This window comes from Halomonas sp. KM007 (assembly GCF_050709225.1).
In the GTDB taxonomy this organism is placed as follows: domain Bacteria; phylum Pseudomonadota; class Gammaproteobacteria; order Pseudomonadales; family Halomonadaceae; genus Vreelandella; species Vreelandella hamiltonii.
In genome coordinates this window covers 3458194-3483363 of the sequence record NZ_CP136131.1, presented here as the reverse complement: position 1 = coordinate 3483363, position 25170 = coordinate 3458194, and the positions used below count along the sequence as shown (strand labels likewise).

Annotated in this window: 19 protein-coding genes and 1 pseudogene; 5 read left to right on the top strand and 15 right to left on the bottom strand. The window is 60.1% G+C overall.

From position 1 onward, the window contains the following. The first annotated feature begins 19 nt into the window (after positions 1–19). Together RVM27_RS16525 and RVM27_RS16520 are read left to right on the top strand one after the other, a co-directional pair. Positions 20–420 (top strand): annotated as a pseudogene (locus tag RVM27_RS16525) (PA2779 family protein). Beyond that, a complete protein-coding gene (locus RVM27_RS16520; protein ID WP_287806610.1) occupies positions 398–1360 on the top strand; it encodes a PA2778 family cysteine peptidase in 963 nt (320 codons plus the stop codon). Before RVM27_RS16525 ends, RVM27_RS16520 begins: the two are co-directional and overlap by 23 nt. A gap of 192 nt (positions 1361–1552) precedes the next feature. Here RVM27_RS16520 and sthA read toward each other — a convergent pair whose 3' ends face one another. The 9 genes from sthA to RVM27_RS16475 all read right to left on the bottom strand — a co-directional run bounded on the left by sthA (position 1553) and on the right by RVM27_RS16475 (position 11144). Next, complete coding sequence (gene sthA, locus RVM27_RS16515; protein WP_498957030.1) at positions 1553–2944, bottom strand: Si-specific NAD(P)(+) transhydrogenase; 1392 nt, start codon at positions 2942–2944, stop codon at positions 1553–1555. A 33-nt stretch (positions 2945–2977) separates the two neighbouring features. Continuing rightward, positions 2978–3232, bottom strand: coding sequence for a (Na+)-NQR maturation NqrM (nqrM, locus tag RVM27_RS16510; RefSeq protein ID WP_039179819.1), 255 nt, complete (start codon positions 3230–3232; stop codon positions 2978–2980). A 181-nt stretch (positions 3233–3413) separates the two neighbouring features. After that, positions 3414–4646 carry an NADH:ubiquinone reductase (Na(+)-transporting) subunit F gene (gene nqrF, locus RVM27_RS16505; protein WP_498957029.1) on the bottom strand — a complete coding sequence of 411 codons (1233 nt, stop codon included), beginning with the start codon at positions 4644–4646 and terminating at the stop codon, positions 3414–3416. Positions 4647–4716: 70 nt separating this feature from the next. Next, complete coding sequence (gene nqrE, locus RVM27_RS16500) at positions 4717–5334, bottom strand: NADH:ubiquinone reductase (Na(+)-transporting) subunit E (RefSeq protein WP_039179812.1); 618 nt, start codon at positions 5332–5334, stop codon at positions 4717–4719. Between the two features lies 1 nt (position 5335). Beyond that, positions 5336–6004: an NADH:ubiquinone reductase (Na(+)-transporting) subunit D gene (locus RVM27_RS16495; RefSeq protein WP_081138947.1), complete on the bottom strand. Its 669-nt coding sequence runs from the start codon at positions 6002–6004 to the stop codon at positions 5336–5338. A gap of 2 nt (positions 6005–6006) precedes the next feature. Next, positions 6007–6822, bottom strand: a complete 816-nt coding sequence (locus RVM27_RS16490) for a Na(+)-translocating NADH-quinone reductase subunit C (protein ID WP_287806622.1) — start codon at positions 6820–6822, stop codon at positions 6007–6009. Continuing rightward, positions 6822–8048, bottom strand: coding sequence for a Na+-translocating NADH-quinone reductase subunit B (locus RVM27_RS16485; protein WP_498941540.1), 1227 nt, complete (start codon positions 8046–8048; stop codon positions 6822–6824). The genes RVM27_RS16490 and RVM27_RS16485 overlap by 1 nt, the downstream gene beginning before the upstream one ends. Then, a complete protein-coding gene (locus RVM27_RS16480; RefSeq protein ID WP_498941541.1) occupies positions 8048–9397 on the bottom strand; it encodes an NADH:ubiquinone reductase (Na(+)-transporting) subunit A in 1350 nt (449 codons plus the stop codon). Before RVM27_RS16480 ends, RVM27_RS16485 begins: the two co-directional genes overlap by 1 nt. A gap of 283 nt (positions 9398–9680) precedes the next feature. Then, positions 9681–11144: a glyceraldehyde-3-phosphate dehydrogenase gene (locus RVM27_RS16475; protein WP_287805209.1), complete on the bottom strand. Its 1464-nt coding sequence runs from the start codon at positions 11142–11144 to the stop codon at positions 9681–9683. A 245-nt stretch (positions 11145–11389) separates the two neighbouring features. On the opposite strand from RVM27_RS16475, the gene mfd reads away from it, so the two are divergent. Together mfd and RVM27_RS16465 are read left to right on the top strand one after the other, a co-directional pair. Further along, positions 11390–14839 (top strand): transcription-repair coupling factor, encoded by a 3450-nt coding sequence (mfd, locus tag RVM27_RS16470; RefSeq protein ID WP_498957028.1) that lies wholly within the window; start codon positions 11390–11392, stop codon positions 14837–14839. A gap of 97 nt (positions 14840–14936) precedes the next feature. Beyond that, complete coding sequence (locus RVM27_RS16465; protein ID WP_498941543.1) at positions 14937–16061, top strand: L,D-transpeptidase family protein; 1125 nt, start codon at positions 14937–14939, stop codon at positions 16059–16061. A 180-nt stretch (positions 16062–16241) separates the two neighbouring features. Here RVM27_RS16465 and RVM27_RS16460 read toward each other — a convergent pair whose 3' ends face one another. The 6 genes from RVM27_RS16460 to RVM27_RS16435 form a co-directional block, all read right to left on the bottom strand. After that, positions 16242–16505, bottom strand: coding sequence for an Lpp/OprI family alanine-zipper lipoprotein (locus RVM27_RS16460; RefSeq protein WP_287805203.1), 264 nt, complete (start codon positions 16503–16505; stop codon positions 16242–16244). A gap of 226 nt (positions 16506–16731) precedes the next feature. Next, complete coding sequence (locus tag RVM27_RS16455; RefSeq protein WP_287805201.1) at positions 16732–17364, bottom strand: L,D-transpeptidase family protein; 633 nt, start codon at positions 17362–17364, stop codon at positions 16732–16734. Between the two features lie 186 nt (positions 17365–17550). Continuing rightward, positions 17551–18015: a 2-hydroxyacyl-CoA dehydratase gene (locus tag RVM27_RS16450; protein ID WP_287805199.1), complete on the bottom strand. Its 465-nt coding sequence runs from the start codon at positions 18013–18015 to the stop codon at positions 17551–17553. A 60-nt stretch (positions 18016–18075) separates the two neighbouring features. Next, on the bottom strand, positions 18076–18537 hold the full coding sequence (locus RVM27_RS16445; protein ID WP_287805197.1) for a DUF6586 family protein: 462 nt from the start codon (positions 18535–18537) through the stop codon (positions 18076–18078). Then, positions 18534–21161 (bottom strand): type I DNA topoisomerase, encoded by a 2628-nt coding sequence (gene topA / locus RVM27_RS16440; protein WP_287805195.1) that lies wholly within the window; start codon positions 21159–21161, stop codon positions 18534–18536. The genes RVM27_RS16445 and topA overlap by 4 nt, the downstream gene beginning before the upstream one ends. A 320-nt stretch (positions 21162–21481) precedes the next feature. Beyond that, the gene (locus RVM27_RS16435) at positions 21482–23908 is read right to left on the bottom strand and encodes a DUF3141 domain-containing protein (RefSeq protein WP_498957027.1); all 2427 of its coding nucleotides are present in this window, start codon (positions 23906–23908) and stop codon (positions 21482–21484) included. 226 nt (positions 23909–24134) lie between these two features. Between RVM27_RS16435 and RVM27_RS16430 the strand changes: the two genes are divergently transcribed. Further along, entirely contained in the window at positions 24135–25133 is a 999-nt protein-coding gene (locus RVM27_RS16430) for a LysR family transcriptional regulator (protein ID WP_287805213.1), read from the top strand. The last annotated feature ends 37 nt before the right edge of the window (positions 25134–25170 follow it).

Here is a 25170-nt window from a genome sequence, read left to right as displayed (position 1 = left end):
CAGTCTAAGGAAGAAGACGATGAAAACAGTGCGTGCTTACCTCTCGACCCTTTTGATTGCTGCGTTAGTGCTGGCCAGCCTGCCCGTCGTGGCGGCACCCACCGCTCCTCAGGGCATGGATCTGGTATCGACGCAGTCTGTTTTAGCAGGCGACCGTGCCGGTGCGGACCGCGAGCGTATCAATGAAATCCTCGCCCGTGCCGATGTGCAGGATCAACTGCTAAAGCAGGGTGTGAACCCCGCCGATGTGGAAGCCCGTGTGGCGGCGCTGAGTGATGCAGAAGCGCAACAGATGGCCCAACAGCTGGAAGAACTGCTTAAGTACGCGCGGGTGTGATCGGAGCCCTGTTTGCGGTCTTCATCATTCTGCTGATCACCGACATTCTCGGGTTGACCGATGTCTATCCGTTTACCCGCTAAGCGCCTCGGCGTGTTCCACCGCTTGTTCAACGCCCGCACTGCGGGCGTTTTAGCGTTGGTACTGCTGCTCGGTGGCTGTGCCCGCGCCCCCGTGCTGCTGGAAAGCACCCAGCGTGACCTGCCGCCGCAAACCGAGCTGCAAGACGTGCCGTTCTTCGCCCAGACCGAGTACCAGTGTGGCCCCGCCACTCTGGCCATGGTACTGACCCATGAAGGGGTAGACACCAGCGTCGATGAGCTGATCCCCCAGGTGTTCATTCCGGGGCGGGATGGCAGCGTGCAACCGGAAATGCTGGCCACGGTGCGTCGCCAGGAACGGCTGGCGATCCCCATTCGCGCCACCATGGATGCCCTGCTGAGCCACCTGGCGGCGGGTGACCCGGTGGTGGTCATGCAGAACCTGGCGCTGCCCGCCTTCCCCATGTGGCACTACGCGGTGGCCATTGGCTACGACCTGCCCGATGAAACGCTGCTGCTGCGTAGCGGCGAGATCGAGCGCCATCGCCTGTCGTTCAGCCGCTTCGATGCCACCTGGGCACGCAGCCAGCGCTGGGGCTTCGTGGTCAGCCAGCCGGGCACGCTGCCCGAAGGTGTCACGGCACGCAATGCGTTAGAGGCCATTAGTGCCTTTGAAGAGCAGCACGGATCAGAGAAAACGCTGAGCAGTTGGCAGGCATTCAGTGAACGCTTCCCGCAAAATCCTACTGGGCAGTTTGCGCTGGGCAATGCCCTGTATGCCGATGGCCAGCCCGAAGCCGCCCTGACCGCCTTCGAGACGGCCACGAGTCTCGACCCGGAGATGGGTGCTGCGTGGCTCAACCTGGCCATTTTACAATTCCAGCAAGCGCGCCTTGCAGACGCCAGAGCATCGCTTACCCAAGCCGCTTCCCTTGAAGGCGAATGGCAGCCTCGGGCTAGACAGCTTTTGGAAACGCTATAGCGTCGCCCTGAAGAGCCGTGAGAGGAAGCTTCAACTCGCGACGGTGCTGAAATGCACTCATGGGAGGGAGCTTCAGCTCACGACAGTGGCTTGGCCAGGGCGCCTGACGGCGCCATTCGCCCGCTAAAGCGGCCTCCCACCGAAGCTGATCTGGGCGGAGCCTCCCTGTCCAGGAAGGCCCGCCCCGACCGCTTAGAACACCCGGTTCAGACCATTTTGCGCCGCCACTCGATAGGCTTCTGCCATGGTGGGGTAATTGAAGGTGGTGTTGACGAAGTACTTGAGCGTGTTGGCCTTGCCCTCCTGCTGCATGATGGCCATGCCGATGTGCAGGATCTCCGACGCCTGGTCGCCAAAGCAGTGGATACCGAGAATCTCCAGGGTGTCCTGATGGAACAGGATCTTCAGCATACCGACCGTATCGCCGGTGATCTGGGCACGGGCGGTATCCTTGAAAAACGCCTTGCCGACTTCGTAAGGCACTTTCGCTTCGGTCAGCTCGCGCTCATTGGGGCCAAAGGAGCTGATTTCAGGAATGGTATAGATACCGGTCGGCACGTCGCTGACGAAACGGTACTCCTTCTCCAGCAGCTCGTTGCACAAGTTGAGCCCCTGATCGTAGGCGGCACTGGCCAGGCTTGGCCAACCAATCACGTCGCCAGCGGCATAGATATGCGGAATTCCCGTGCGGTAGTGTTCATCCACGCTCAGCTGGCCGCGACCGTTGGCCTCCAGGCCGATGTTTTCCAGCCCCAGGCTGTCGGTGTTGCCGGTGCGGCCGTTGGCCCACAGGAAGGCATCAGCACGGATTTTCTTACCGGATTTCAGGCGTACCACTACGCCTGCTTCATCACCCTCGACACTCTCGTACTCTTCGTTATGACGAATCAGCACGCCGTGTTTGCGCAGATGATACGACAGCGCATCGCTGATCTCGTCGTCCAGGAACGACAACAGGCTATCGCGGTTGTTGATCAAGTCCACCTTGACGCCCAGGCCGGAAAAGATCGAGGCGTATTCACAGCCGATGACCCCGGCACCAAAAATCACCAGGGTGCGCGGCGTATGCGACAGGCTGAGAATGGTGTCCGAGCAGTAGATGCGCGGGTGGCGGAAATTGATGTCTGCCGGGCGGTAAGGCCGGGAGCCCGTGGCAATGACGATCTTCTTGGCCACCAGCTCTTCCATGCCTTCCTGACGGTCACGCACCACCACGGTGTGTTCGTCCTTGAAGCGGGCAACGCCATGGAACAGGTCGATGCGGTTACGCGCATAGAAGGTGGTGCGCATTTCGACCTGTTTGTCGATGGTGCCGCGAGAGCGCTCCATCACTTTGGGAAACGAGAACCAGCGGGGTTCACCGATGTCGCGGAACATGCGGTTGGTGTTGAAGGCCATGATCTGCTTGACCTGATGGCGCAACGCCTTGGAAGGAATCGTGCCCCAGTGGGTACAGTTGCCCCCTACCTGCGCCTGCTTTTCGATGATGGCCACGCGCATGCCATGTTTGGCTGCATTGATGGCAGCGCTCTCGCCAGCCGGGCCAGTACCGATTACCACGACATCATAATTGTGAACCGCCATAGGGTTTCGTTCTCCTTGAAAATAAACGGGAGCTTAGCGACGCGTGGCATCGTAGCCCAGGTCGGCACCGCGGCTCTCGTCGCTGCGGCGGCGCGCACTGTTACGCTTGCGGTTCTCTTCTTCGCATACTTCGTCCTTGCCGCCACAGATATCGCAGCCATCTTTCAAACCGAGCTGGTTGAGCCCGCCACAGGAGCCTGCAATGGGCTTGCGTCCCATCAATACGCCCACCGCCATTGCGGTCATTACCAGCGCCATGAAGCCAAATACCAGTAGCCAGATTGCCATGATGTTCTCCCAGCTGTGTTGCTAGCATCGTTGAATGGTCACACCTGCCGACCACGGTTGGGCCAATAAGTGCCTTGAAAGTTGGCCCTATTGTACCTCAGCCAACACAAAATGATCAGGTATAAACGCCAACGGGGCTGACCCGAAGGTCAGCCCCGTTGTGGAGCGCGTCTGCGCTACCTTAGCCGCCGAAGTCATCCAGCAGGATGTTTTCCGGCTCGACTCCCATATCAAGCAGCAGCTTGATGACGGAAGCGTTCATCATGGGTGGCCCACACATGTAGTACTCGCAATCTTCAGGCGCCGGGTGGTCCTTCAGATAGTTTTCGTACAGCACGTTGTGGATGAAGCCCGTCGGGCCTTCCCAGTTGTCTTCCGGTTGCGGATCGGAGAGTGCCAAGTGCCACTCAAAGTTCGGGAACTCTTCCGCCAGCTGGTCGTACTCTTCGTTGTAGAAGGTCTCGCGCCAGGAGCGCGCACCGTACCAGAACGAAATTTTACGAGTCGACTTCAGACGCTTGAGCTGGTCAAAGATATGGCTACGCATCGGGGCCATACCGGCACCACCACCGATGAAGACCATTTCAGCGTCGGTGTCTTTGGCGAAGAACTCACCAAACGGCCCCATCACCGTTACCTTGTCACCCGGCTTCAGGTTGAAGGCGTAGGTGGACATCAGGCCCGGCGGATGGCTGCTGCCCGGAGGCGGCGTGGCGATACGAATGTTGAACTTGAGGAGGCCTTTCTCTTCCGGGTAGTTCGCCATGGAGTAGGCGCGGATGACTTCCTCGTTGTTCTTGTGGGAAATGTCGAATAGACCAAACTTTTCCCAGTCGCCACGGTACTCTTCTTCGATATCGAAGTCAGAGAACTTGATGTCGTAAGGCGGCGCTACCAGCTGTACATAACCACCGGCGCGGAAGGCCACTTCTTCACCTTCAGGCAGCTTCAAGTTCAGCTCTTTGATGAAGGTCGCCACGTTCGGGTTGGCGGTGACTTCGGTTTCCCACTTCTTAACGCCGAAGACTTCTTCCGGCACTTCTATTTTCATGTCCTGCTTCACAGGAACCTGACAAGAGAGGCGCCAGCCTTCTTTCTTCTCACGCATGGTGAAGTGAGATTCTTCGGTGGGCAGGATCGAGCCGCCGCCCTCTTCCACTCGGCATTTGCACTGGGCGCAAGAACCGCCGCCACCACAGGCAGACGACAGGAAGATGCCGTTGGCCGCCAGGGTGTTCAGCAGCTTGCCGCCAGCCTGAGTTTTCAGAGTGTGCTCGGGGTCGCCGTTGACTTCGATCGTCACGTCCCCGCTACTCACTAGCTTGCTTCGCGCTGCCAGAATGATCGCCGTCAAGCTGATGACGATGATCGTGAACATGACAACACCGAGCAAGATGACAGATGTATCAACCATGTCGGTTTCCTATTGCTGAAGGTTTTCTGTACCTCGGCAGCCCAGGGGCTGCCGAGAAAACCGGCTCCGATTACAGCTGGATGCCCGAGAAGGACATGAAGCCCAGTGACATCAAGCCAACGGTGATGAACGTGATGCCCAGACCCTGCAGGCCGCCAGGCACGTCGCTATACTTCAGCTTCTCGCGGATACCGGCCAGCGCGGTAATGGCCAGCGCCCAGCCTACTCCCGAACCGAAGCCGTACATGACGGATTCGCCGAAGTTGTAGTTACGCTCCACCATGAACAGTACGCCACCAAGAATGGCGCAGTTTACGGTGATCAGCGGCAGGAATACGCCCAGCGCGTTGTACAGCGCAGGTACGTATTTATCCAGGAACATCTCCAGGATCTGCACCAGAGCAGCAATAACGCCGATGTAGCTCAGCAGGCCAAGGAACGAGAGGTCGATATTCTCTGCACCGCTGATACCCGTCCAGGTCAGTGCACCCTCTGCCAGCAGCAGGTTGAATACCAGGTTGTTCACCGGTACGGCAATGGTCAGTACCACGATGACCGCGATGCCCAGACCAAATGCCGCCGAGACCTTCTTGGAAACCGCCAGGAAGGTACACATCCCGAGGAAGAAAGCCAGCGCCAGGTTCTCGACGAAAACCGAAGCAACGAAAAGGCTTAGATAGTGTTCCATGTTACACAGCCTCCTTCGGCTTGGTGTTGTGCTTCATCTTGAACTCGTTGTCTTCTACCTGCTCGGGGTTGTAGGCACGAATTGCCCAGATCAACAGACCGATGATGAAGAAGGCAGACGGCGGCAGCAGCAGCAGACCGTTCGGCACGTACCAGCCGCCGTTTTGCACGGTGGGCAGTACGGTGAAGCCGAAGATGCTGCCCGCACCCAGCAGTTCACGGAAGAAGCCAACGACCATCAGAACGAAACCGTAGCCCAGGCCGTTACCAATACCGTCCAGGAAGGACATGCCGGGAGAGTTGGTCATGGCAAAACCTTCTGCACGACCCATGACGATACAGTTGGTGATGATCAGACCGACGAAGACCGACAGCTGCTTGGACATTTCGTAGGCGTAGGCTTTCAGAATCTGATCGACCACGATAACCAGCGAGGCGATGATCGTCATCTGAACGATGATACGGATCGAGGAAGGAATGTGATTCCGAATCAACGATACGAACAGGTTCGAGAAAGCCGTTACGAAGATTACCGCCAGGGCCATGACCAGCGATACGCTCATGCTGGTGGTTACCGCCAGCGCAGAACAGATACCGAGGATCTGCAGGGCAATCGGGTTATTCTTGAAGATCGGCGCCGTCAAGACGCTTTTTGCATTTACGTCCGCCATGATCAAGCTCCTTCCGCTTCGAGTTCGACGTCAGCGTCCTGAACGTCTTCCTGGTCAACGCCGCTGCGGAACTTGGCCAGGTATTCACCGAAGCCTTCCGGGCTCAGCCAGAACTGCAGCATGTTGTTAACACCGTTAGCGGTCAGGGTGGCACCCGACAGGCCGTCGACTTCATGGTCACCGCTACCGCTACCCTTCACGACACGGATAGCCGGCACCAGATCACCCTCTTCGTCGAAGATCTGCTTGCCTTCCCACTGAGCCTGCCAACGGGGGTTGTTGACCTCGGCACCCAGACCTGGCGTTTCGCTGTGCTCGAAGTAGGTGATACCGACGATGGTATTACCGTCACCTTCGACCGACAGGAAGCCGCGCATCAGGCCCCACAGGCCCTGGCCACGGATGGGCAGAATGATCTGCTCGGGGCTGTCCGGGTCGCCCACCAGGTAGACGGTGGCGTAGTTTTCGACGCTGGACAGACCCGCCGGGTCACGCTCACCTGACAGGGTGCGCGAGGCCGCCGGATCACGACGAGCTTCGAAGCCGTCGAAGGTCTCGGGATCGTGCTGGTCCGAGTACTCGCCCGTTTCGAGGTTGACCACGCGTGGGGTTACCTCACGGAAAGCGGCTTCTACGTCCATGCCGCTCTCATAGAGATTGGCAACGCGCAGGATATTGGTCTTACGGTCGAGTTCCTGATTGAGCTGCTGCGCAGGGCGCAGTGCCACGGCCGCTGTCGAAACGATGACCGAGCACACGATGCACAGCGAAAACGCTACGATCAGTACTTTCTTGATGGAGTTGTTACCTTGTGCCATTAGGCAGTCTCCTCGGCCGGTGTGCCAGTCCGCTTGAGACGGCGCTTGACATTGGCCTGGACGAACATGTGGTCAATCAGCGGTGCGAACAGGTTGGCAAACAGGATAGCCAGCATGATGCCTTCCGGGAAGGCCGGGTTCACCACGCGGATCAGCACGGTCATGACACCGATCAGCGCACCGAACAGCAGGCGGCCCTGGTTGGTCATCGCGGCCGACACGGGGTCGGTTGCCATGAACACCATACCGAAGGCGAAACCACCCACCACCAGATGCCAGTACCAGGGCATCGCGAACATGGCGTTGGTGTCGGAACCGATCAGATTGAACAGCGTGCTGGTGATCACCATGCCCAGGAACACGCCCAGCATGATGCGCCAGCTGGCGATCTTGGTCCAAAGCAGTACGGCGGCACCGATCAGGATAGCCAGGGTCGAGACTTCACCCACGGAACCTGGCATGAAGCCCAGGAACGCATCCCACCAGCTATAGGTGTTGGTCAGCGCAGACATACCGTCTTGAAACGCCATGGAGAGCGCTGTCGCACCCGTGTAGCCATCGGCGGCCACCCATACTGCGTCGCCGGAAATCTGCGCCGGGTAAGCAAAGTAGAGGAAGGCACGGCCGGTCAACGCGGGGTTCAGGAAGTTCTTGCCGGTACCGCCGAAGATTTCCTTGCCGATCACCACACCGAAGGTGATACCCAGGGCCACCTGCCAGAGCGGGATGGTCGCCGGGAGGATCAGTGCGAACAGCACGGAAGTGACGAAGAAACCTTCGTTGACTTCGTGGCCACGCTTGACCGCGAACAGGACTTCCCAGAAACCGCCGACCGCGAAGGTCACCAGATAGATGGGCAGAAAGTAGGTGGCACCGAGGACGAAGTTGGCCCACAGGCTAGCCGGATCATGGCCACCCGCCAGGGTCATCATGATCGCTTCGCGCCAACCGCCCATGGAAGCATAGCCTGCTTCGATGGCAGTGTTGGCTTGCCAGCCAGCGCTCCACATACCGAAGAACATGGCCGGGAAAGTACACATCCACACGGTGATCATGATGCGTTTCAGATCGACGCCGTCACGAACGTGGGCAGTGGTCTTGGCGACACTCGGGGGTGAGTAGAAGATGGTGTCTACCGCTTCGTACAGCGGATAGAACTTCTCGTACTTGCCACCCTTGTGGAAATGCGGCTCGAGATTATCGAGTGTTTGTCGAATACCCATCATCAGGCCTCTTTCTCGATCATGGTGAGATTGTCACGCAGGATGGGGCCGTACTCGTATTTGCCGGGGCAAACGTAGGTACACAGCGCCAGATCCTCTTCGTCCAGCTCCAGACACCCGAGCTGCATGGCAACCTCAATGTCGCCCACAATCAGCGAACGCAGCAGCTGCGTCGGCATGACATCCAACGGCATGACGCGCTCGTAGTTGCCCACCGGCACCATGGCGCGCTCGGAGCCATTGGTGGAAGTGGTTGGCGCGTAGTTGCTCAGGCCTTTGAACTTGGACAGGTAGATGCCCATGATGGAGTGACGGTTCGCACCCAGCGAGAGCCATCCCATGAAGGTGCGCTTGTTACCCTCTTCCAGCAAGCTGACCTGATTATGGAAGCGACCCAGATAGGTGATATTGCCCTCGGCGGCAAAGCCTGAAAATACCGAACCGGAGATGACACGAGTATCCTCGGGTTGGATCACTTCGCCTGCCAGGAGTTCCTGGGTACTGGCGCCCACGCGGGTGCGCAGCAGACGAGGTTTCTCGGCGCGTGGGCCGCCTACCGCGACGATGCGGGAGACGTCCAGCTTGCCTTCCACGAACAGTTTGCCGAAGGCAATCACGTCCTGATAACCGATGTGCCACACTTTCTTATGCAGCGCCACGGGCGAGAGGTAGTGAATGTGTGTGCCGACCAGACCTGCAGGGTGCGGCCCGGCAAAGGTTTCGGTCTTGACGCCGCTGACATCGCTGCCGGGCAGTGATGCGTTGGCACCCGTGCACAGAAAAACGTTGCCCTCGGTCAGGTGGGTTAGCACCTTGAGGCCGTCTTCAAATGCTTGGGCATTTTCATTGATGATAAAGGCAGGGTCAGCGCTTAGCGGATGAGTATCTACAGCGGTGACAAAGATATCGGCAGGAACGCTATCGATGGCAGGCGTACGCGAGAAGGGACGGGTGCGCAAGGCAGTCCAGAGACCCGACTCGACCAGTTGGTCGACAACGGTCTGACGATCCAACTGTCCTAAAGTGCCACGATCATGGGAAGCGAATGTCATCGCTTCTTCATTTTCGTCGACTTTAATGACCACAGACAGCAAACGACGTTTTTCGCCACGGTTGATAGCTACCACTTCACCAGCGGCGGGTGCGGTGAAGCGCACGCCGTCGACTTTCTTGTCGGTGAAGAGCAGTTGGCCTAGTTTGACCTTGTCCCCTTCCTGAACTTCCATTGTTGGTTTCATACCAACATAGTCAGTGCCCAGGATTGCCACGTGACGCACAGGCTGCGCATCTTCAATACGCTGCTCGGGCGCTCCCGTGATGGGGAGATCCAGGCCTTTTTTGACTTCGATCATAGTCTCGCCCAGTTGATGGATCGGATATACGAAGGTAAGGGGTTCGAATGCTTAATTTCTGCTCAGCGAATTCTTGTTTTCTGTTCAGATTGTTACCAGTCCGGCCCAAGCAAGCTTGGACCACCCCGAAAAAATCCATCGTATTATAAAGATAAGCGCGGCCAATGACCACATCCCTGACCGCCTCCGAAAGTGCTATATACAAAACGCCACCCGAAGGTGGCGCTTGAAAGGCATGGTGTTTCATCTAATGCTGTATTAGTCGAACACCCTCCCCGACCGCTCAGCTGGCCTGACGCGGCAGTTTCAGGAACTGCACGTTGGACATGTGCTGAAGAATGCGGATGACCTGGCAGCTGTAGCCGAATTCGTTGTCGTACCAGACATAGACCACGGCATGGTTGCCGTTGGCGATGGTCGCCTTGGCGTCCACGATACCGGCATGACGGTTGCCGACGAAATCCGACGAGACCACCTCCGCAGAATCGACGAAGTCGATCTGTTTCTGGTAGGCCGAGTCGATAGACATGCGACGCAGGTAGTCGTTGAGCGCCACTGCATCGGTGCCCTTCTCCAGGGTCAGGTTCAGAATCGCCATGGAGACGTTGGGCGTGGGCACGCGAATGGCGTTGCCGGTCAGCTTGCCTTCCAGCTCGGGCAGCGCCTTGGCGACGGCCTTGGCCGCACCGGTTTCGGTCAATACCATGTTCAGGGCAGCGCTGCGTCCGCGACGATCGCCCTTGTGGTAGTTGTCGATCAGGTTCTGGTCATTGGTGTAGGCATGCACGGTTTCTACATGGCCGGTCACCACACCGAACTCATCGTTGAGCACTTTCAACACCGGCACGATGGCGTTGGTAGTGCACGACGCCGCCGACACGATGCGGTCGCTTTCGCCGATGGCTTCGTGGTTGATGCCAAACACGACGTTCTTGATATCGCCTTTGCCCGGCGCCGTGAGCAGCGCCTTGGCCGCGCCCTTGCACTCCAGGTGCTGGCCCAGGCCTGCTTCGTCACGCCAGATACCGGTGTTGTCCACCACCACGGCGTTATGGATATCGTAAGCGGTATAGTCGATCTCGCTGGGCGAATCAGCGTAGATCACCTGAACCACGTTACCGTTGATGGTCAGCGTACGCGCTTCGGCGTCTACCGTGATGGTGCCATCGAAGGGCCCATGGACAGAATCACGACGCAGCAGGCTGGCGCGCTTCTCGAGGTCCTTGCCCACGTCGCCACGGCCACGCACCACGATGGCGCGCAAACGCAACAGGTTGCCGCCACCGGCTTTTTCGACCATGACACGGGCCAGCAGGCGACCGATACGGCCAAACCCGTAAAGCACCACGTCCTGGGGCTCACCGGTGCTGGCACCGGGCTGGTAGCCATCGATGATATCGTTCAGCTCGCCGCGCAGGAAAGCGTTCAGGTCACCACCGCCCTGGCGCTTGAACATCACCGCCAGCTTGCCCACATCGACGTGGGCCGGACCCAGATTCATCTCACTCATGGCCTGAACGATCGGGAAGGTGTCTTCCACGGACAGCTCGGTGCCCTCGATCTTGCGCACGAAACGATGGTCTTTAAGAATCCGAATAACCGACCGCTTGATCAGAGAACGTCCGAACATGGTGGCGACAACATTGTTCTGGCGATACAGCTTCCCGACCAGCGGGATCATTTGCTCGGCCAGAGCTTCGTTGTTCTGCCAATCCTGAAAAACGTTGTCGAGAGTTTGCTGACTCACGGGCGGCCTCATAGGTAGTGAAGGGGATTTTCAGGGGGCATTATCCGGAGCCAGCGGCGTGGCCGCAATGAATGGATAGTCGCACAGGATGTAGGGGTATTACAGAAATAGGGCATTGACTACAAACACCAATGATGCAACGCGCGATGACGACCCCGCCCGACCCACGGGCCGAAAGGCGCTGCGTAAAAGTGTCGTTCGTGTATGATTCTGGTTCCGTTCCAGCGCAAAACGAAGCCGACTCCATGACCTCTTTTTCTCTGCTCGAACCGCCTCAGCCGCAAGGGATACGCGATACGCTCTACCTGAAAGCGCCGCCGGGCAGCGCCACTGCGCTGGCACTGGCCCAGGTGGCGGCCAGCGCACCACTGCTGGTCATTACACCCAATACCGCCAGCGCCCAGCGCCTGGAGCAGGATCTGGCCTTTTACAGCAGCGTGCCGGTGCTGCCGTTCCCCGACTGGGAAACATTGCCTTACGACAGTTTTTCACCGCACCAGGATATTATCTCCGCCCGCCTGCGCACGCTGAGGCAGCTGCAGGACGGCGCGCGCGGCATCGTGCTGGTGCCCATCAATACGCTGATGCAGCGCTTGCCACCGGTGTCTTACATTGCAGGCCGCGTCATGACCCTGCAGTCCGGCGCCAGGCTCGACCGGGAAACCTTCCGCGAATCGCTTTCACGGGCGGGCTATCGCGCGGTGGAAACGGTCTACGAGCCGGGCGAATACGCCATGCGCGGAGCCATCATCGACCTGTTCGCCATGGGCATGGACGAGCCGATTCGTATCGACCTGTTCGATGACGAGATCGACACCCTGCGCCACTTCGACCCAGGCAGCCAGCGCTCTACCGACAAAATCGACGGCATCGAACTGCTGCCCGCCCACGAGTACTCGCTGAGCCGCAGCGCCATTGCCTGCTTCCGCGAGCAGTTCGAGACCCTGTTCGACGTCGACCCGCGCCAGTGCCCGCTCTACAACGACGCTCTGAAGGCCATTCCTTCACCGGGACTGGAGCAGTACCTGCCGCTGTTCTTCGACGAAACCGCGTCGCTGTTCGACCACGTGACAGATGACACCCGGATCGCCCTGCTGCCGGGCGTCTTCGCTGCCGCCGAACAGCACTGGCAGGCCATCGAAGCGCGCTACGTCAATCTGGGCGTCGACCCGACACGTCCCCTGCTGCCGCCCCATCGTGCGTTCTTTCCGGTCAGCGACGTGTTTGCGGCCATCAAGGCACGGCCCCGAGTGGAATTCACCGAGGACGAGCAGCAGCGCCATGCGCTGGCACCCCAAGCCCGCGCCCTGCCCTCGCTGGCCATCAATGCGCGGGCCAAGCAGCCGCTGGCCGAGCTGGCAAATTTCATGGCGGCGCAGCCCGCGACACGCCTGTTGTTCGTGGCGGAATCTCGTGGTCGCCGAGAAGCACTCGAAGAAGTCCTGGCACCGCTCAAACTCTCGCTACCCCACGTAGAGAGCTTCCACGCCTTCCTGCAAGGCAATCAGCCCCTGGCGATCACCGCAAGTCTGGTGGCCAGCGGCCTGTGGCTGGAAACGCCCGACCTGGCGGTGATCAGCGAAACCGAGCTGTTCGGCGACGTGGTACGACAAAGCCGTCGCCGCGAGAAAGCCACCGATGACAACGAACTGGCAGTTCGCCACTTGTCGGAACTCCGCGAGGGGGCGCCGGTGGTCCACCAGGCCCACGGGGTGGGCCGCTATCTGGGCCTGGAAACCCTGGAAGCCGGGGGCCAGGCCAACGAATTCCTGGCGCTCTCCTATGCCGACGGGGCCAAGCTGTACGTTCCGGTGGACAGCCTGCACCTGATTTCTCGCTACAGCGGTGCCGACGACGAGCTGGCACCGCTGCACAAGCTGGGCTCCGACCAGTGGGAGAAGGCCCGCCGCAAGGCCGCCGAGAAGATTCGCGACACCGCCGCCGAACTGCTCGACATCTACGCCCGGCGCGAGGCCCAGCAAGGGGTGGTCTACGAAGCCCCCGGCGAAGAGTACGTGCGCTTCGCGGCCAGCTTCCCCTTCGAGGAGACTCCCGACCAACAGGCCGTCATCGAAGCCGTGATCAGCGACATGGTATCGCCCCAGCCCATGGACCGTGTAGTCTGCGGCGACGTGGGCTTCGGCAAGACCGAAGTCGCCATGCGCGCAGCGTTCCTGGCCGTGCAGTCGGGCAGGCAGGTGGTGGTCCTGGTGCCCACTACCCTGCTGGCACGCCAGCATTTCGAAAACTTCCGTGACCGCTTTGCCGACACGGCGGTGAACATCAGCCTGATCTCGCGCTTTACCGGCGGCAAAGAGATGACCCAGACCCTGGCAAGCATCAAGAGCGGGCAGACCGATATCGTCATCGGCACCCACAAGCTGCTGTCCAAGAGCGTCGAGCTGCCCAAGATGGGGTTACTGATCATCGATGAAGAGCACCGTTTTGGCGTCGCCCAGAAGGAGAAGCTCAAGACCCTGCGGGCCGAGATCGACATTCTCACGCTGACCGCCACGCCCATCCCGAGAACGCTGAACATGGCGATGAGCGGCATTCGCGACCTCTCCATCATCGCGACGCCACCCGCCCGGCGCCTGTCGGTCAAAACCTTCGTCCAGCAGCGCGACGACAGCGTGATCAAGGAGGCCCTGCTGCGTGAAATTCTGCGCGGCGGCCAGGTCTACTTCCTGCACAACGAAGTCAAGACCATCGAAAACGCCGCCGAACAGATTCGCGCGCTGGTGCCGGAAGCCCGAGTGGCGGTGGCCCACGGCCAGCTACCGGAGCGTAGCCTGGAACGCGTGATGTCCGACTTTTATCATCGGCGCTTCAACGTGCTGGTGTGTTCGACCATCATCGAAACCGGCATCGACGTGCCAAGCGCCAACACCATTCTGATCGAGCGGGCCGACAAGTTCGGCCTGGCCCAGCTGCACCAGCTGCGTGGGCGCGTGGGCCGTAGCCACCACCAGGCCTACGCTTATCTGCTCACGCCTTCGCCGAAGGCAATGACCCTGGATGCCGTCAAACGCCTGGAAGCCATCAGCGCCTCCGACGACCTGGGCGCGGGCTTCACCCTGGCCAGCCACGACATGGAAATTCGCGGTGCCGGGGAACTGCTGGGCGACGAACAGAGCGGCCAGATGGAAACCATTGGCTACTCGCTTTACATGGAAATGCTCGACCGCGCCGTGAAGGCCATTCGGGCAGGCAAGACGCCCAACATCGACGCCCCCTTCAACACCGGCGTGGAAATCAGCCTGAACCTGCCCGCACTGATCCCCGACGACTATCTGCACGACGTGCAGCAGCGCCTGGTGATGTACAAGCGCATTGCCAACGCCCAGTCGGATGGCGAGCTCAAAGAGCTGCAGGTAGAGCTGATCGACCGTTTCGGCCTGCTGCCTCAGCCGTTGAAGAACCTGATCCGCCAGACGCGGCTGCGCCAGCGCGCCGAGCAGCTCGGCATTGCCCGCATCGAGGCCGGTGAATCCCGAGGCCGAGTGCTGTTCGACGGCTCTACCCAGGTCGACCCATTGACCCTGGTGACGCTGATCCAGACCGCCCCGCAGCACTACCGACTGGACGGTTCCGACACGTTAAGATTTGAATTTGCGATGGAAACCGCCGAGCAACGCTTTGAGAAGGTTGAAACACTGTTAAACACCCTTAATCAAAAAGTAGCGAAGGCGTGAACCTTGGGGCAAACTTGTCATTAAGCAGACAACCCTGCCAACGCATGGCCAACCACCGCCAGGCGTCTCTGCAGTGCATACTTGATTAGGAACGACCATGAAGACTCGCAAGATCATCAACCGTTGGGGCCCCACCAGTCTGGCGGTCCTGCTGGCCGCCAGCTTGACCGGACCCGTTTATGCCCAGCCCGCCTCAGAGCAGGCTGCGGTCAGCAGTGAAGCCACTGCCGGTGCCGAACAGGTCGCCGAGGCGCGCCACGACCTGCCACGCGGGCATTTTCGCCTGCCCGAGCAGGGTGACATCATCGGTGAGTACTACACGGTAACGGTGGACAACCCCGAGGACACCCTGATCGACATCGCCCGTCGCCACAACATCGGCTACGAAGAGATCCGCATGGCGAACCCTGGCGTCAGCATGTGGGTACCTGGCGAAGGCACGGAAATCGTCATTCCGGCCCAGTACATCCTGCCCCCCGCACCGCGTGAAGGGGTGGTGGTGAATCTGTCGGAACTGCGCCTGTACTACTACCCGGCCAACAACCCCGGCATCGTCGAGACCTACCCGGTCAGCGTCGGTCGTGACGGTTTCGCCACCCCGGTCGGCATTACCCGCACCACCATCAAGGTCAAGGACCCCGCCTGGGCACCGCCCGCCTCCATGCGTCGTGAAGCCGCCGAGCGCGGCGAGCCTGCCCCGGCCATCGTACCGCCAGGCCCTGACAACCCGCTGGGCCGCCACGCCATCCTGCTGGCCATGCCGAGCTACCTGATTCACGGCACCAACCGTCCTGACGGCGTCGGCATGCGCGCCAGCCGCGGCTGTATCCGCATGTACCCTGAAGATATCGAGTCGCTCTACGAGCGCCTGCCCAGCGGCACCCAGGTCAACTTGATGGATGCTCCCTTCAAGGCAGGCTGGGCGGCTGACGGCACGCTGTTCGTGCAGTCTTACCCGCAGCTGGAAGAGAACGTCGAAGGCTCTGAGCCCCTGCGCGACGCCATGGAGCGCCTGAACGCCCTGGTGGAAGACCAGGTGGATATCGACGAAGCCCAGATCCAGCGCGCCATCGCCGAGCCTGACGGCCGCTTTGTCGCGCTTCACGGCCCGCAAGCCGCCGCTGAAGAACAGCCCCAGCCTGAAGCGCAGCAGCCGCAGCTGGAAGGCATTCTAGGCGACATCGAGCTATCTACCGTGGTTCGTATCGAAGGCGACGCTTAACGCCTTCCAGGGCCGCCTCTGGCGGCCCTGTCATCCTCCGCCAAGCTCGCTCGACGATTGGCGACAGGAATGAAGGCTAAATCTGAAAAAACGTCAAAAAAAACCCCGCCAGTTGGCGGGGTTTTTTCACATCTAACAGCAGCCGTCGGGTTCTTGACGAACCTGACGACCCAAGCAGAATTACTTCTGCATGGAACGCTGGAACATGCGGTTCATTTCTTCACGGTTCTGCTCAGACATCTGCAGGGCAGCTTGCGCGTCGCGCTGAGCCTGGTTTGCAGTGTTCAGAGACTGTGAAGCCATGCTGCGAGCTTCTGCAGCGTCAGCTTGTGCAGATTCAGCAGTCATGCGAACTTCTTCCAGAGCGCTGGTAGAAGCACAGCCAGCCAGGATTGCCAGAGAAGCGGCAGCGGCGGTCATTTTCAGAGCAGTCTTAAGAGTCATGATGTTCTCCTTGAGTCTTCCTTGGGTACTACGTTTAAGGGTATGACAAAAAATAAAGCTAAATTATTAGCTTAGATTTGTCTACCTGCGATGCAGGTTCTTTTCACCGACTTGTACCAGGGCTTACCCGTGGGGTACGCAAGTCAAACGCTGTTTTATAATAGACCACAGCGGTTGTCTATAGTCGCGTGTCCAAAAACCTGGAACTTCCTTCAACAACGTAAGCCTAGCGGATCACCACGCGTGTGCCAACTCCTACTAGCTCGGCAACCCGCTCGATTTGCTCATTGGTCACTGCCACACACCCTTGGGTCCAGTGGAAGTTGCCATGGATATCGGGGTCTCCTCGGCCAATGCCGTGAATCCCAATGGCTCCCCCCAGCGCGGTATCCTGCGGTGGGGAGCCGTAACGCCGATAGTGGTCGAAATAGGCCTCGTAGTCCGCCTGGGAGTAGATGCCTTTTTCGAGCGCCATGCGCGCGTGAGGTGGCGTAGGATAATCGATACCAATAAAGATATGCCACTGGCTTTCGAAATTAAATCGATTAATTCTGAACTCACCCAGCGGCGTCACGTTACCGCCGCGTATACGATGCGTTCTGGCGCCCCCACGGCCTAGCGATACCGGCGCGAACCGCTCCAGCAGCGCATGACCACGAAACACGCTCAGCGTCGCCTCCTTGTCGTCTACCAGCACCCACACCTCGTTGCTGTGGCGTGGCACATCTGCCCTGGCCAGCAAGGTGGCGACCAGATCGGTAGGCTCGTAATCAGGCAGGGCACTGGTAGCCGCTGCACTGGCCACTACAGGCCAGCCCAGTGCCAGCGCCAAAAATCGGCGACGGTTTACAGGCATCATTGTTGCTCTCGAAAATGGGGTCGGCTCGACAACAGGTAAGCCAAGGCCGACCGATAACGCATGGATGGAGGCTGTTATACCCTATTCATACGGCTTTTGTCAGCGTATCGACCCCACAATAAACGCCCAAAATACCCGCCATCTCAACCGCCCACTGTGCTTCAACGTAGCTTTGCAGACCTGGCGCTAGACGCCCTCCAGCTCTTGCAGGCTAGCCACCAGCTTGCGCGCTTCGGCGGCATGCCCTTGGGCCAAGGTCGTAAAGAACGTTTCCTCAGGGGCCACTCTGGCCCGCGAGGCGCGATGCTCATAAAGGGCCTGAAGCTGCTCGTGCGACTCCACGGCCGTGGCGGTCAACTCATCCAGTGAACCGGCCACGTCCCGCTCAGCCAAGGCTTCCAGCATCGGCGGCTGAGGAAAATCGCCGGACTCGTCGAACCATAGCTCCAGCACTTCGCGCTGATCCGAGCCATCGTGAAACAGCGCCTCCAGCCCGGACTTCATGGTCAATTCACTGCTGGCGAGATAGTTGAGCGCCATGGCCAGCCGTTCGTGCTCTGCCGCATCGGCTGCTGCGCTGTACTGACGCGCCATACGCTCATGATAGCCAGCAGCCCACTGCATCAGATCCTTCACTTGGCTGTATCGCATCCTTGCCTCCTGTTGAGTGACACACTCCATAGCATGGACATGATCGGCCATTTTTCAAGCCTACCACTCCAGGCTAGTCTCCCTGAGCAGCGCCATTTCACGCTTCGCCGACTGAAGATGTTCCAGCAATTGCTCGCCCAGGGACGCCTGAGCGCCTACGGCGATCATGGCGGGGTTATGCACCTGACGCCGGGCTGCGCCCTCGTCGCCATGCAGCTTCTCCAGTTGCGCTGTGAGCCACGCCAGCCAGCTATCCGGGCGCTGCAGCTCGTCACGCAGGCGCTGCAGCTCGGCCAACTCTGGGCCATCGCTGGCCAGCAGCCGCCGCCAGTCATGATCCGGCAAGCGCGCATGCTCGGTGACCTCTTTCAACAACGACACCAGCGCCAGCTCGAACAGCGCCAGTGCGCCCTCCTCCAGCGCCATCTGACGGGCAGCAGCGTGCTCGTCATCGCCCACCGGAAGCCCAATCATCAGCTCAGCTTGATAGACGAGCTGGTTAGTACGCGAACGGGCACTCACTTGCGCTTGTCCTCCACGTGCCATTTACCGCCTTCGTAGGTGGCTTTCCAGCCCGTGGCCTTGCCCTCTTCATCGGTCATCACGTACTGCTCTTTATTCTTGCGTGAGTAACGAATCTGCGCCGGGCGGCCGTCCGGGTCTTCGCTGGGTGCCTTGAGCAGGAAGTGGTACTTCTCGGGCAGCTCGTCGGCATGGGCCTTCAGCTCGTGAACCAGCGGCGGGCGTGTTTCACGGTTCTTGGGGAACTTGCTGGCCGCCAGGAACAGGCCGCTGGCACCATCACGCAGCACGTAGTGGTCTTCCACCTTCTGACAGGCCAGCTCCGGCATGGGAATCGGGTCCATCTTGGGCGGTGCCACTTCGCCGCTGCGCAGCAGCTTGCGGGTGTTCTTGCACTCGCTGTTGGTGCAGCCGAAATATTTACCGAAGCGTCCGGTCTTGAGCTGCATGTCCGAGCCACACTTGTCGCATTCGATCAGCGGGCCATCGTAGCCTTTGATCTTGAATTTGCCGCCCTCGACTTCGTAACCATCGCAATCCGGGCTGTTGCCACAGATATGCAGCTTGCGGGTTTCGTCGATCAGATAGTTGTCCATGGCCGTGCCACACTTCGGGCAGCGACGCTTGGCGCGCAGCGCATCGGTCTCTGCCTCTTCCCCGGCATCTTCAGCCACGGCTTCTTCACCGGGAATGAGGTCGATGGTGGTCTTGCAACGCTCCTTGGGCGGCAGGTTGTAGCCGCTGCACCCCAGGAACACACCGGTGGAAGCGGTTCGAATCTGCATCTGACGGCCACAGCTGGGGCAGTCGATGTTGGTCGCCACCGGCTGATTGGGGCGCATCCCTTCATCGCTCTCGGCCTTGGCCAGCTCACGACGAAACTCGTCGTAGAAAGCATCCAGCAGCGCCCGCCAGTTGCGCTCGCCCTCGGCGACTTCGTCCAGGCTGTCTTCCATGCGCGCCGTGAAGGAGTAATCCATCAGGTCCGGGAACGACTCCTTGAGGCGCTCGGTGACGATATCGCCCAGCTTTTCGGCATAGAAGCGGCGGCTTTCCAGCTTCACATAGCCCCGATCCTGAATAGTGGAAATGATCGAGGCGTAGGTAGATGGACGCCCGATGCCCTGCTTCTCCAGCTCCTTGACCAGGCTGGCTTCGGTGTAACGTGCAGGCGGCTTGGTGAAGTGCTGCTGAGGGTCGAGCACTTCAAGCCCCATGGGCGTGCCGGTGGGCAGGTCGGGGAGGGTCTGATCCTCGTTCTTGCCGGTCGGCTTCATGACTCGGGTGTAACCATCGAACTTGAGCACGCGCCCTTTGGCACGCAGCTCGTAGCCATCGACCTCGACACTCAGGGTGCTGGAAAGATATTCCGCCGGGGTCATCTGGCAGGCCACGAACTGCCGCCAGATCAGCTCATACAGGCGCTCGGCGTCACGCTCCATGCCCACCAGATCCGTGGACTTGCGCTCCACGCTGGAGGGGCGGATCGCTTCGTGGGCTTCCTGTGCACTCTCTTTGCTGCTGTAGCGGTTGGGCGCTTCGGGCAGGTAGCGCTCCCCATACTCATCACCAATAAACGAACGCACGCTCTCGACCGCATCCTTGGACAAATTGGTCGAGTCGGTACGCATATAAGTGATGTAGCCAGCTTCATACAGCCGCTGGGCCATGGTCATGGTCTTCTTGACCGAGAACCCTAGCCGCCCGCTGGCAGCCTGCTGCAGCGTCGAGGTAATGAAGGGAGCGGTGGGCTTGGAGCGTGTCGGTTTGTCTTCGCGCGACGTGATCGACAATTTGGCCTTGCGCAGCTTGGCAATTCGCTCCAGGGTCTCTTTTTCCGAAGTGGGGCGGAAGGCCTGGCCATCCTGCCGCGCCAAAGCAAAACGCACCAGCTCACCCTCGGGCGAGACCAGGTCCGCATGCACGTCCCAGAACTCTTCGGGGATGAAGGCACGAATTTCCCGCTCACGCTCGACGATCAAACGCACGGCCACCGACTGTACACGGCCGGCAGACAGGCCGCGGGCAATCTTGGCCCACAGCAGCGGCGAGAGCATGAAGCCCACCACGCGGTCGAGGAAACGGCGCGCCTGCTGAGCTTCCACACGGGGGATGTTCAACACACCGGGGGTCTTGAAGGCATCCTGGATGGCATTCTTGGTGATTTCGTTGAACACCACGCGTTTGTAGCGGCTGTCGTCACCACCGATGGTTTCCCGCAGGTGCCAGGCAATGGCCTCCCCCTCGCGGTCCAAATCCGTGGCGAGGTAGACGGCATCGGCTTTCTCGGCCAGCTTCTTCAGCTCGGCCACGACCTTTTCCTTGCCGGGCAGAATGTCATAGTTGGCCGCCCAGCCATTGTCCGGGTCGATACCCATGCGGCGAACCAACTGGTCGTGGGCCTTGCGCTGCTTGTACTCGGCTTTCTCTTCCGCTGACATCTTGCGCGTTGCCGCGGCCTGGCGAGCGCGCTCCTTTGGGTCGGAGGCTGCCTTACCCGAGCCGCTGGTCGGCAGGTCACGGATGTGACCCACGCTCGACTTCACGATGAAATCGTTGCCGAGATACTTGTTAATCGTCTTCGCTTTCGCGGGCGATTCGACGATGACCAGTGACTTGCCCATAGTGCTCCACTTTCCTGATGCCGAGGCGCTATCGCCACGGCGCTAAATACGTTGTCGCCCCAAATCATGCCTTGGCGACCATGAGAAAAATGCGCCTACCCTACCCCAGCCCTTGCCCAAGCGCTAGTAGCAACCTTGTGCAGCGGCACACACGATGAGGTAGTGCCTCCTCGAAGAGGCCGTCGCAATCGACCATGCTTTTTTATATCGAGTAGCTAGACACTAGACTGCCGTATAGCACTCGGCAACCTAAAGCGGGGTTCTCCAACCAATCGCCCCCGCTGAAAAGCGGGGGCGTCGGCGGTGATGGCACGAGACGACTAGCGCTTGCGTGACGTTCCGCGCCGCGCATTGGCTGACCTGGCCGCAGTCTTTTTAGCGGCCGCGGCAGGGGCTGAAGATGCCGCCGAAGGCTTGGCTTCTTGAGTGGTCGCGCCCTCGGTGTCGGTGACGACTTCGGCCTTGGCTTCTGGCTTGTTCTCAGGCTTGACCTGAGGTTTGGGGTCAGGTTCAGCCTCCGAGCTTTGGACGGTTGCAGGCAGCACAGGACGCGCTTGACCAAACAGCGCCTTGACCTGTTCGAAACGCTCGGCGGCATGGGCAGTCAGCTCACCGCTGGCCGAGAACACGTGCTCCAGATGCTCCAGGTGACCATCGATGGCCGCATTGTCCTCACCTTCCAGCAACACGGGCAGCGTGCTCAGGGCCTGTTCGCGGTCCAGCTTGAGAATGAAGAACTGCTCACGCACCAGGCGCTTGAACTCGCTCAACGAGCTGCTGGGCTCGAGCTTCGCACGCGAGGCTCGCAACCGCTTGAAGTTGCGCTCGTCGGTGGCAGGCGCACCGCCCAGCACGTAGATCACCGCTCGCATCACGGCTTCATGCGGGCCACCTTGGGTGATTTGCTTGCGCAGCTCGTCCTGCTGATGCTGGATGAAGCGACGATGCTCCGGCTCGGCACCCGGACGACGACGATGCACATGGGCATCACCATAAAGCCCGACGGCCGCCTGCAGCAGTGGCTGGCCATAGATATCCATGAACAGCCGCTCGGTGCTGCTGTCCCTGAAATCGCGCCAGGCATTGAGGCTGGCGACGATCTGATCCGAAGCCATGGTTTCGAACGCCTTGAACACGTTGTCCTGCCCTACCGGCTCACGATGCTTGCGCACGTAATCGGCCATCACCGGCAGCGGCACGCTCAGCGGGTTACGGTCCGACAGCAGCTTGTAGCCCAGGCGAATGGGGTGCATGCGTCGGATCCAGCGTGCGGCCTCGGGCGTCATTACCGCCTGCAGCCAGGGCTGCATGTAAATCCGATACAGCCCAAGATTGATCTCCGAGATGCGTGCAACGGTGGCGAAACGGCGGTCACCTTCGGGCTTGTGCATGACATCCCGATCCAACTCCTCGAAGTTGCGCGGATTGAATTCGAGCAGGTAGTCACGCTCGATCAGCTCGGCATCGGCTCGTTCACTGGCATGGGAAATCGTCGTTTCGTAAAGCCCTGGCGGCATCACGTCAATGTAATCCATATTGGCCGTGAATTCGGAGTGTTCCTTGCGGGAAACTCTGCCGGAAACGAAGATTCCCAGATGGCCCGTGGTGTCATGCAGGCAGTAGATGATGGTCTGGTCGTTGGCGATGATGTCCTCTTCGCCTTCGTACAGGTCACGGATCCATCCCAGCGCCTGCGGCGGCGGGGTAATGTCGTCGCCACGGGAGCAGAACACCACCACCGGCGAACGTACGTTGCGCAGATCGATGCGCCGCCCGTCGCGGGTCACCAGCTGGGCCGTGGAGAGCCGGTTGCCCACGAACAGATTATCGACGATGTACTGGATTTCTTCCCCACCCAGCACTACGTGACCACCCCACCAGCGCTCGAACTCAAGATAACGCGAGGTTTCGGTGTCGATATTGGCGTACAAGTGGTACTGCTTTTTCCAGTAGGTGTTGGCCGGGTTCAGGCGTTCGAAGTTCTGCACCAGCCAGGCGCCATCGAACAGGCCATTGCCCATGTCACTGGTCAGCGCCGTGATCCAGCTACCGCCCACCATGCCGCCGGTATAGCGCATCGGCGCCTTGCCGTGCTCGCCCGCCCAGTAAGAGAGCGGCGCACCGGCAATCAGGATGGGTCCGAACACGTCGGGCTCCAGTGCCGCCGCCATCATGATCTGCCAGCCCGCCTGACAGTTGCCTACCACCATCGGCTTTTCAGTGGTTTCTGGATGCAGCTCGATGACATGACGCAGGAAAGCGATTTCGGCTTCGACCACATCCTCGACCGTCTGACCGGGCTCGGGAAAGGGCAGAAAGCCAATGAAGTAGCAGGGATGGCCCGCCTTGAGCGCCACGCCCAGTTCGCTGTCGGGCTTGAAGCCGCCGATGCCTGGGCCATGCCCGGCCCGTGGGTCGACCACCACGAACGGGCGCTTGCTGGGGTCGGTGACCGTATCGCCCTTGGGCAATACGCGCAGCAGTTCGTAATTGGTCGGGTTGGGCAGCGTCCGCCCATCCATCAGCACTTCGGTATCGAACCCCAGCACGTTGGGCTTGGTCTGCTCCATATGGGCCAGGTACTGGTTGCCCCGTTCGCGCATCACATCCCAGTACAGCACGTTGCGTTCGACGCTGTCGCGCCAGTAGCTCAAGGCAGCACGGCCAAACCCGAACGGGTCCATCATGCTCGTCAGCGCGCTGTTGACCAGAGTGGGGGAAAGCAAGGGATTAGCGAGAAAGTTCATAGAGTCTCCCGTGGGGTTGATGCGGGGCACCAAGCCCGAAGCCATGATGCTGCAATGCAATATAGTTTAGGGCACTCCTTGCCAGACGTCGATCATTACCCATGCACGAACCATCGAGCGACAGCGATTCAAGGCGTTAGCGGGCAAAGGATGGTAGCATTTCGACATGGATCCACGCGCTTGGGCGTCGCTGACGCTGACCGAGCACGTTTACCTCGAGGTGGTTATGTCATCCCCGTCGCTGCTCAACCGCTTGACGTTTCGCCAACTACAGGTGTTTCAGGCCGTACATCGCCAGCGCTCGTATTCGCGTGCCGCCGAACAGCTGGGCCTGACTCAACCCGCCGTGAGCGCCCAGATTCGCCAGCTGGAACAGGCGCTGGGGCAGCCGCTGTTTCGCTATGCCGGTAAAACCCTGCATGTACTGCCTGCGGCGGATACGCTGGCGCTTTCCACTCGGGAAATCTTCGGACAGCTCTCGCGCCTGCAGATGCACCTTTCAGATATTAACGGCAAGATCAGCGGCAAGTTGAGCATTGCAGCGGTTTCTTCTGCCCAATACGTGGTGCCCTACCTGCTGTCACGCTTTCGCGCCCGCTACCCCGATGTACAGCTGCGTCTGAAAGTATGCAACCGCAGCCAGGCACTGGAGCGCCTCGCCGACCAGCAGGATGACGTGGTCATCATGGCCATGGTGCCGGAGGACGATGGCTTGGTGGTCATGCCGGTATTGGAAAATGAGCTGGTGGCCGTGGTATGGCCGGAGCATCCGCTGCTCCAACTGGCCAACCCTACCCTCTCGGACTTTGCCCGCCACTATGTATTGATGCGTGAGCCGGGGTCAGGCGTGCGCAGCGCCTTCGAGCAGCTGGCGGTCGATCAGGAAGTCGGGCTGCCCCACCGTATCGAGCTGGGCACCAACGAAGCGATCAAACAAGGCGTGATGGCGCATCTGGGCGTGGCGGTACTGCCGCGCATGGCCATTCAGCTGGAGCTGGAACAGGGGCTGCTGGCCACGCTGGCGCTGCCCCACTTTCCGATCCGCCGCGCCTGGTGCACCGTCTATCGCCGTGACCACTTTCCCACGCCGGTGGCGGAGCTGTTCTTGCGTTTCACCCGCGAACACCTCAGCGAGCTGCGTGCGCATTTCCAGGCGCCTCCCAGCCCCCTCCCCAGCCACGGCGTTTCCTGCCTGCCTGGCCTGAGCCTCGAACAGACCCCGTGATGCGCGACGGTGTCTTGTTGATTGCCAGATATGTTAC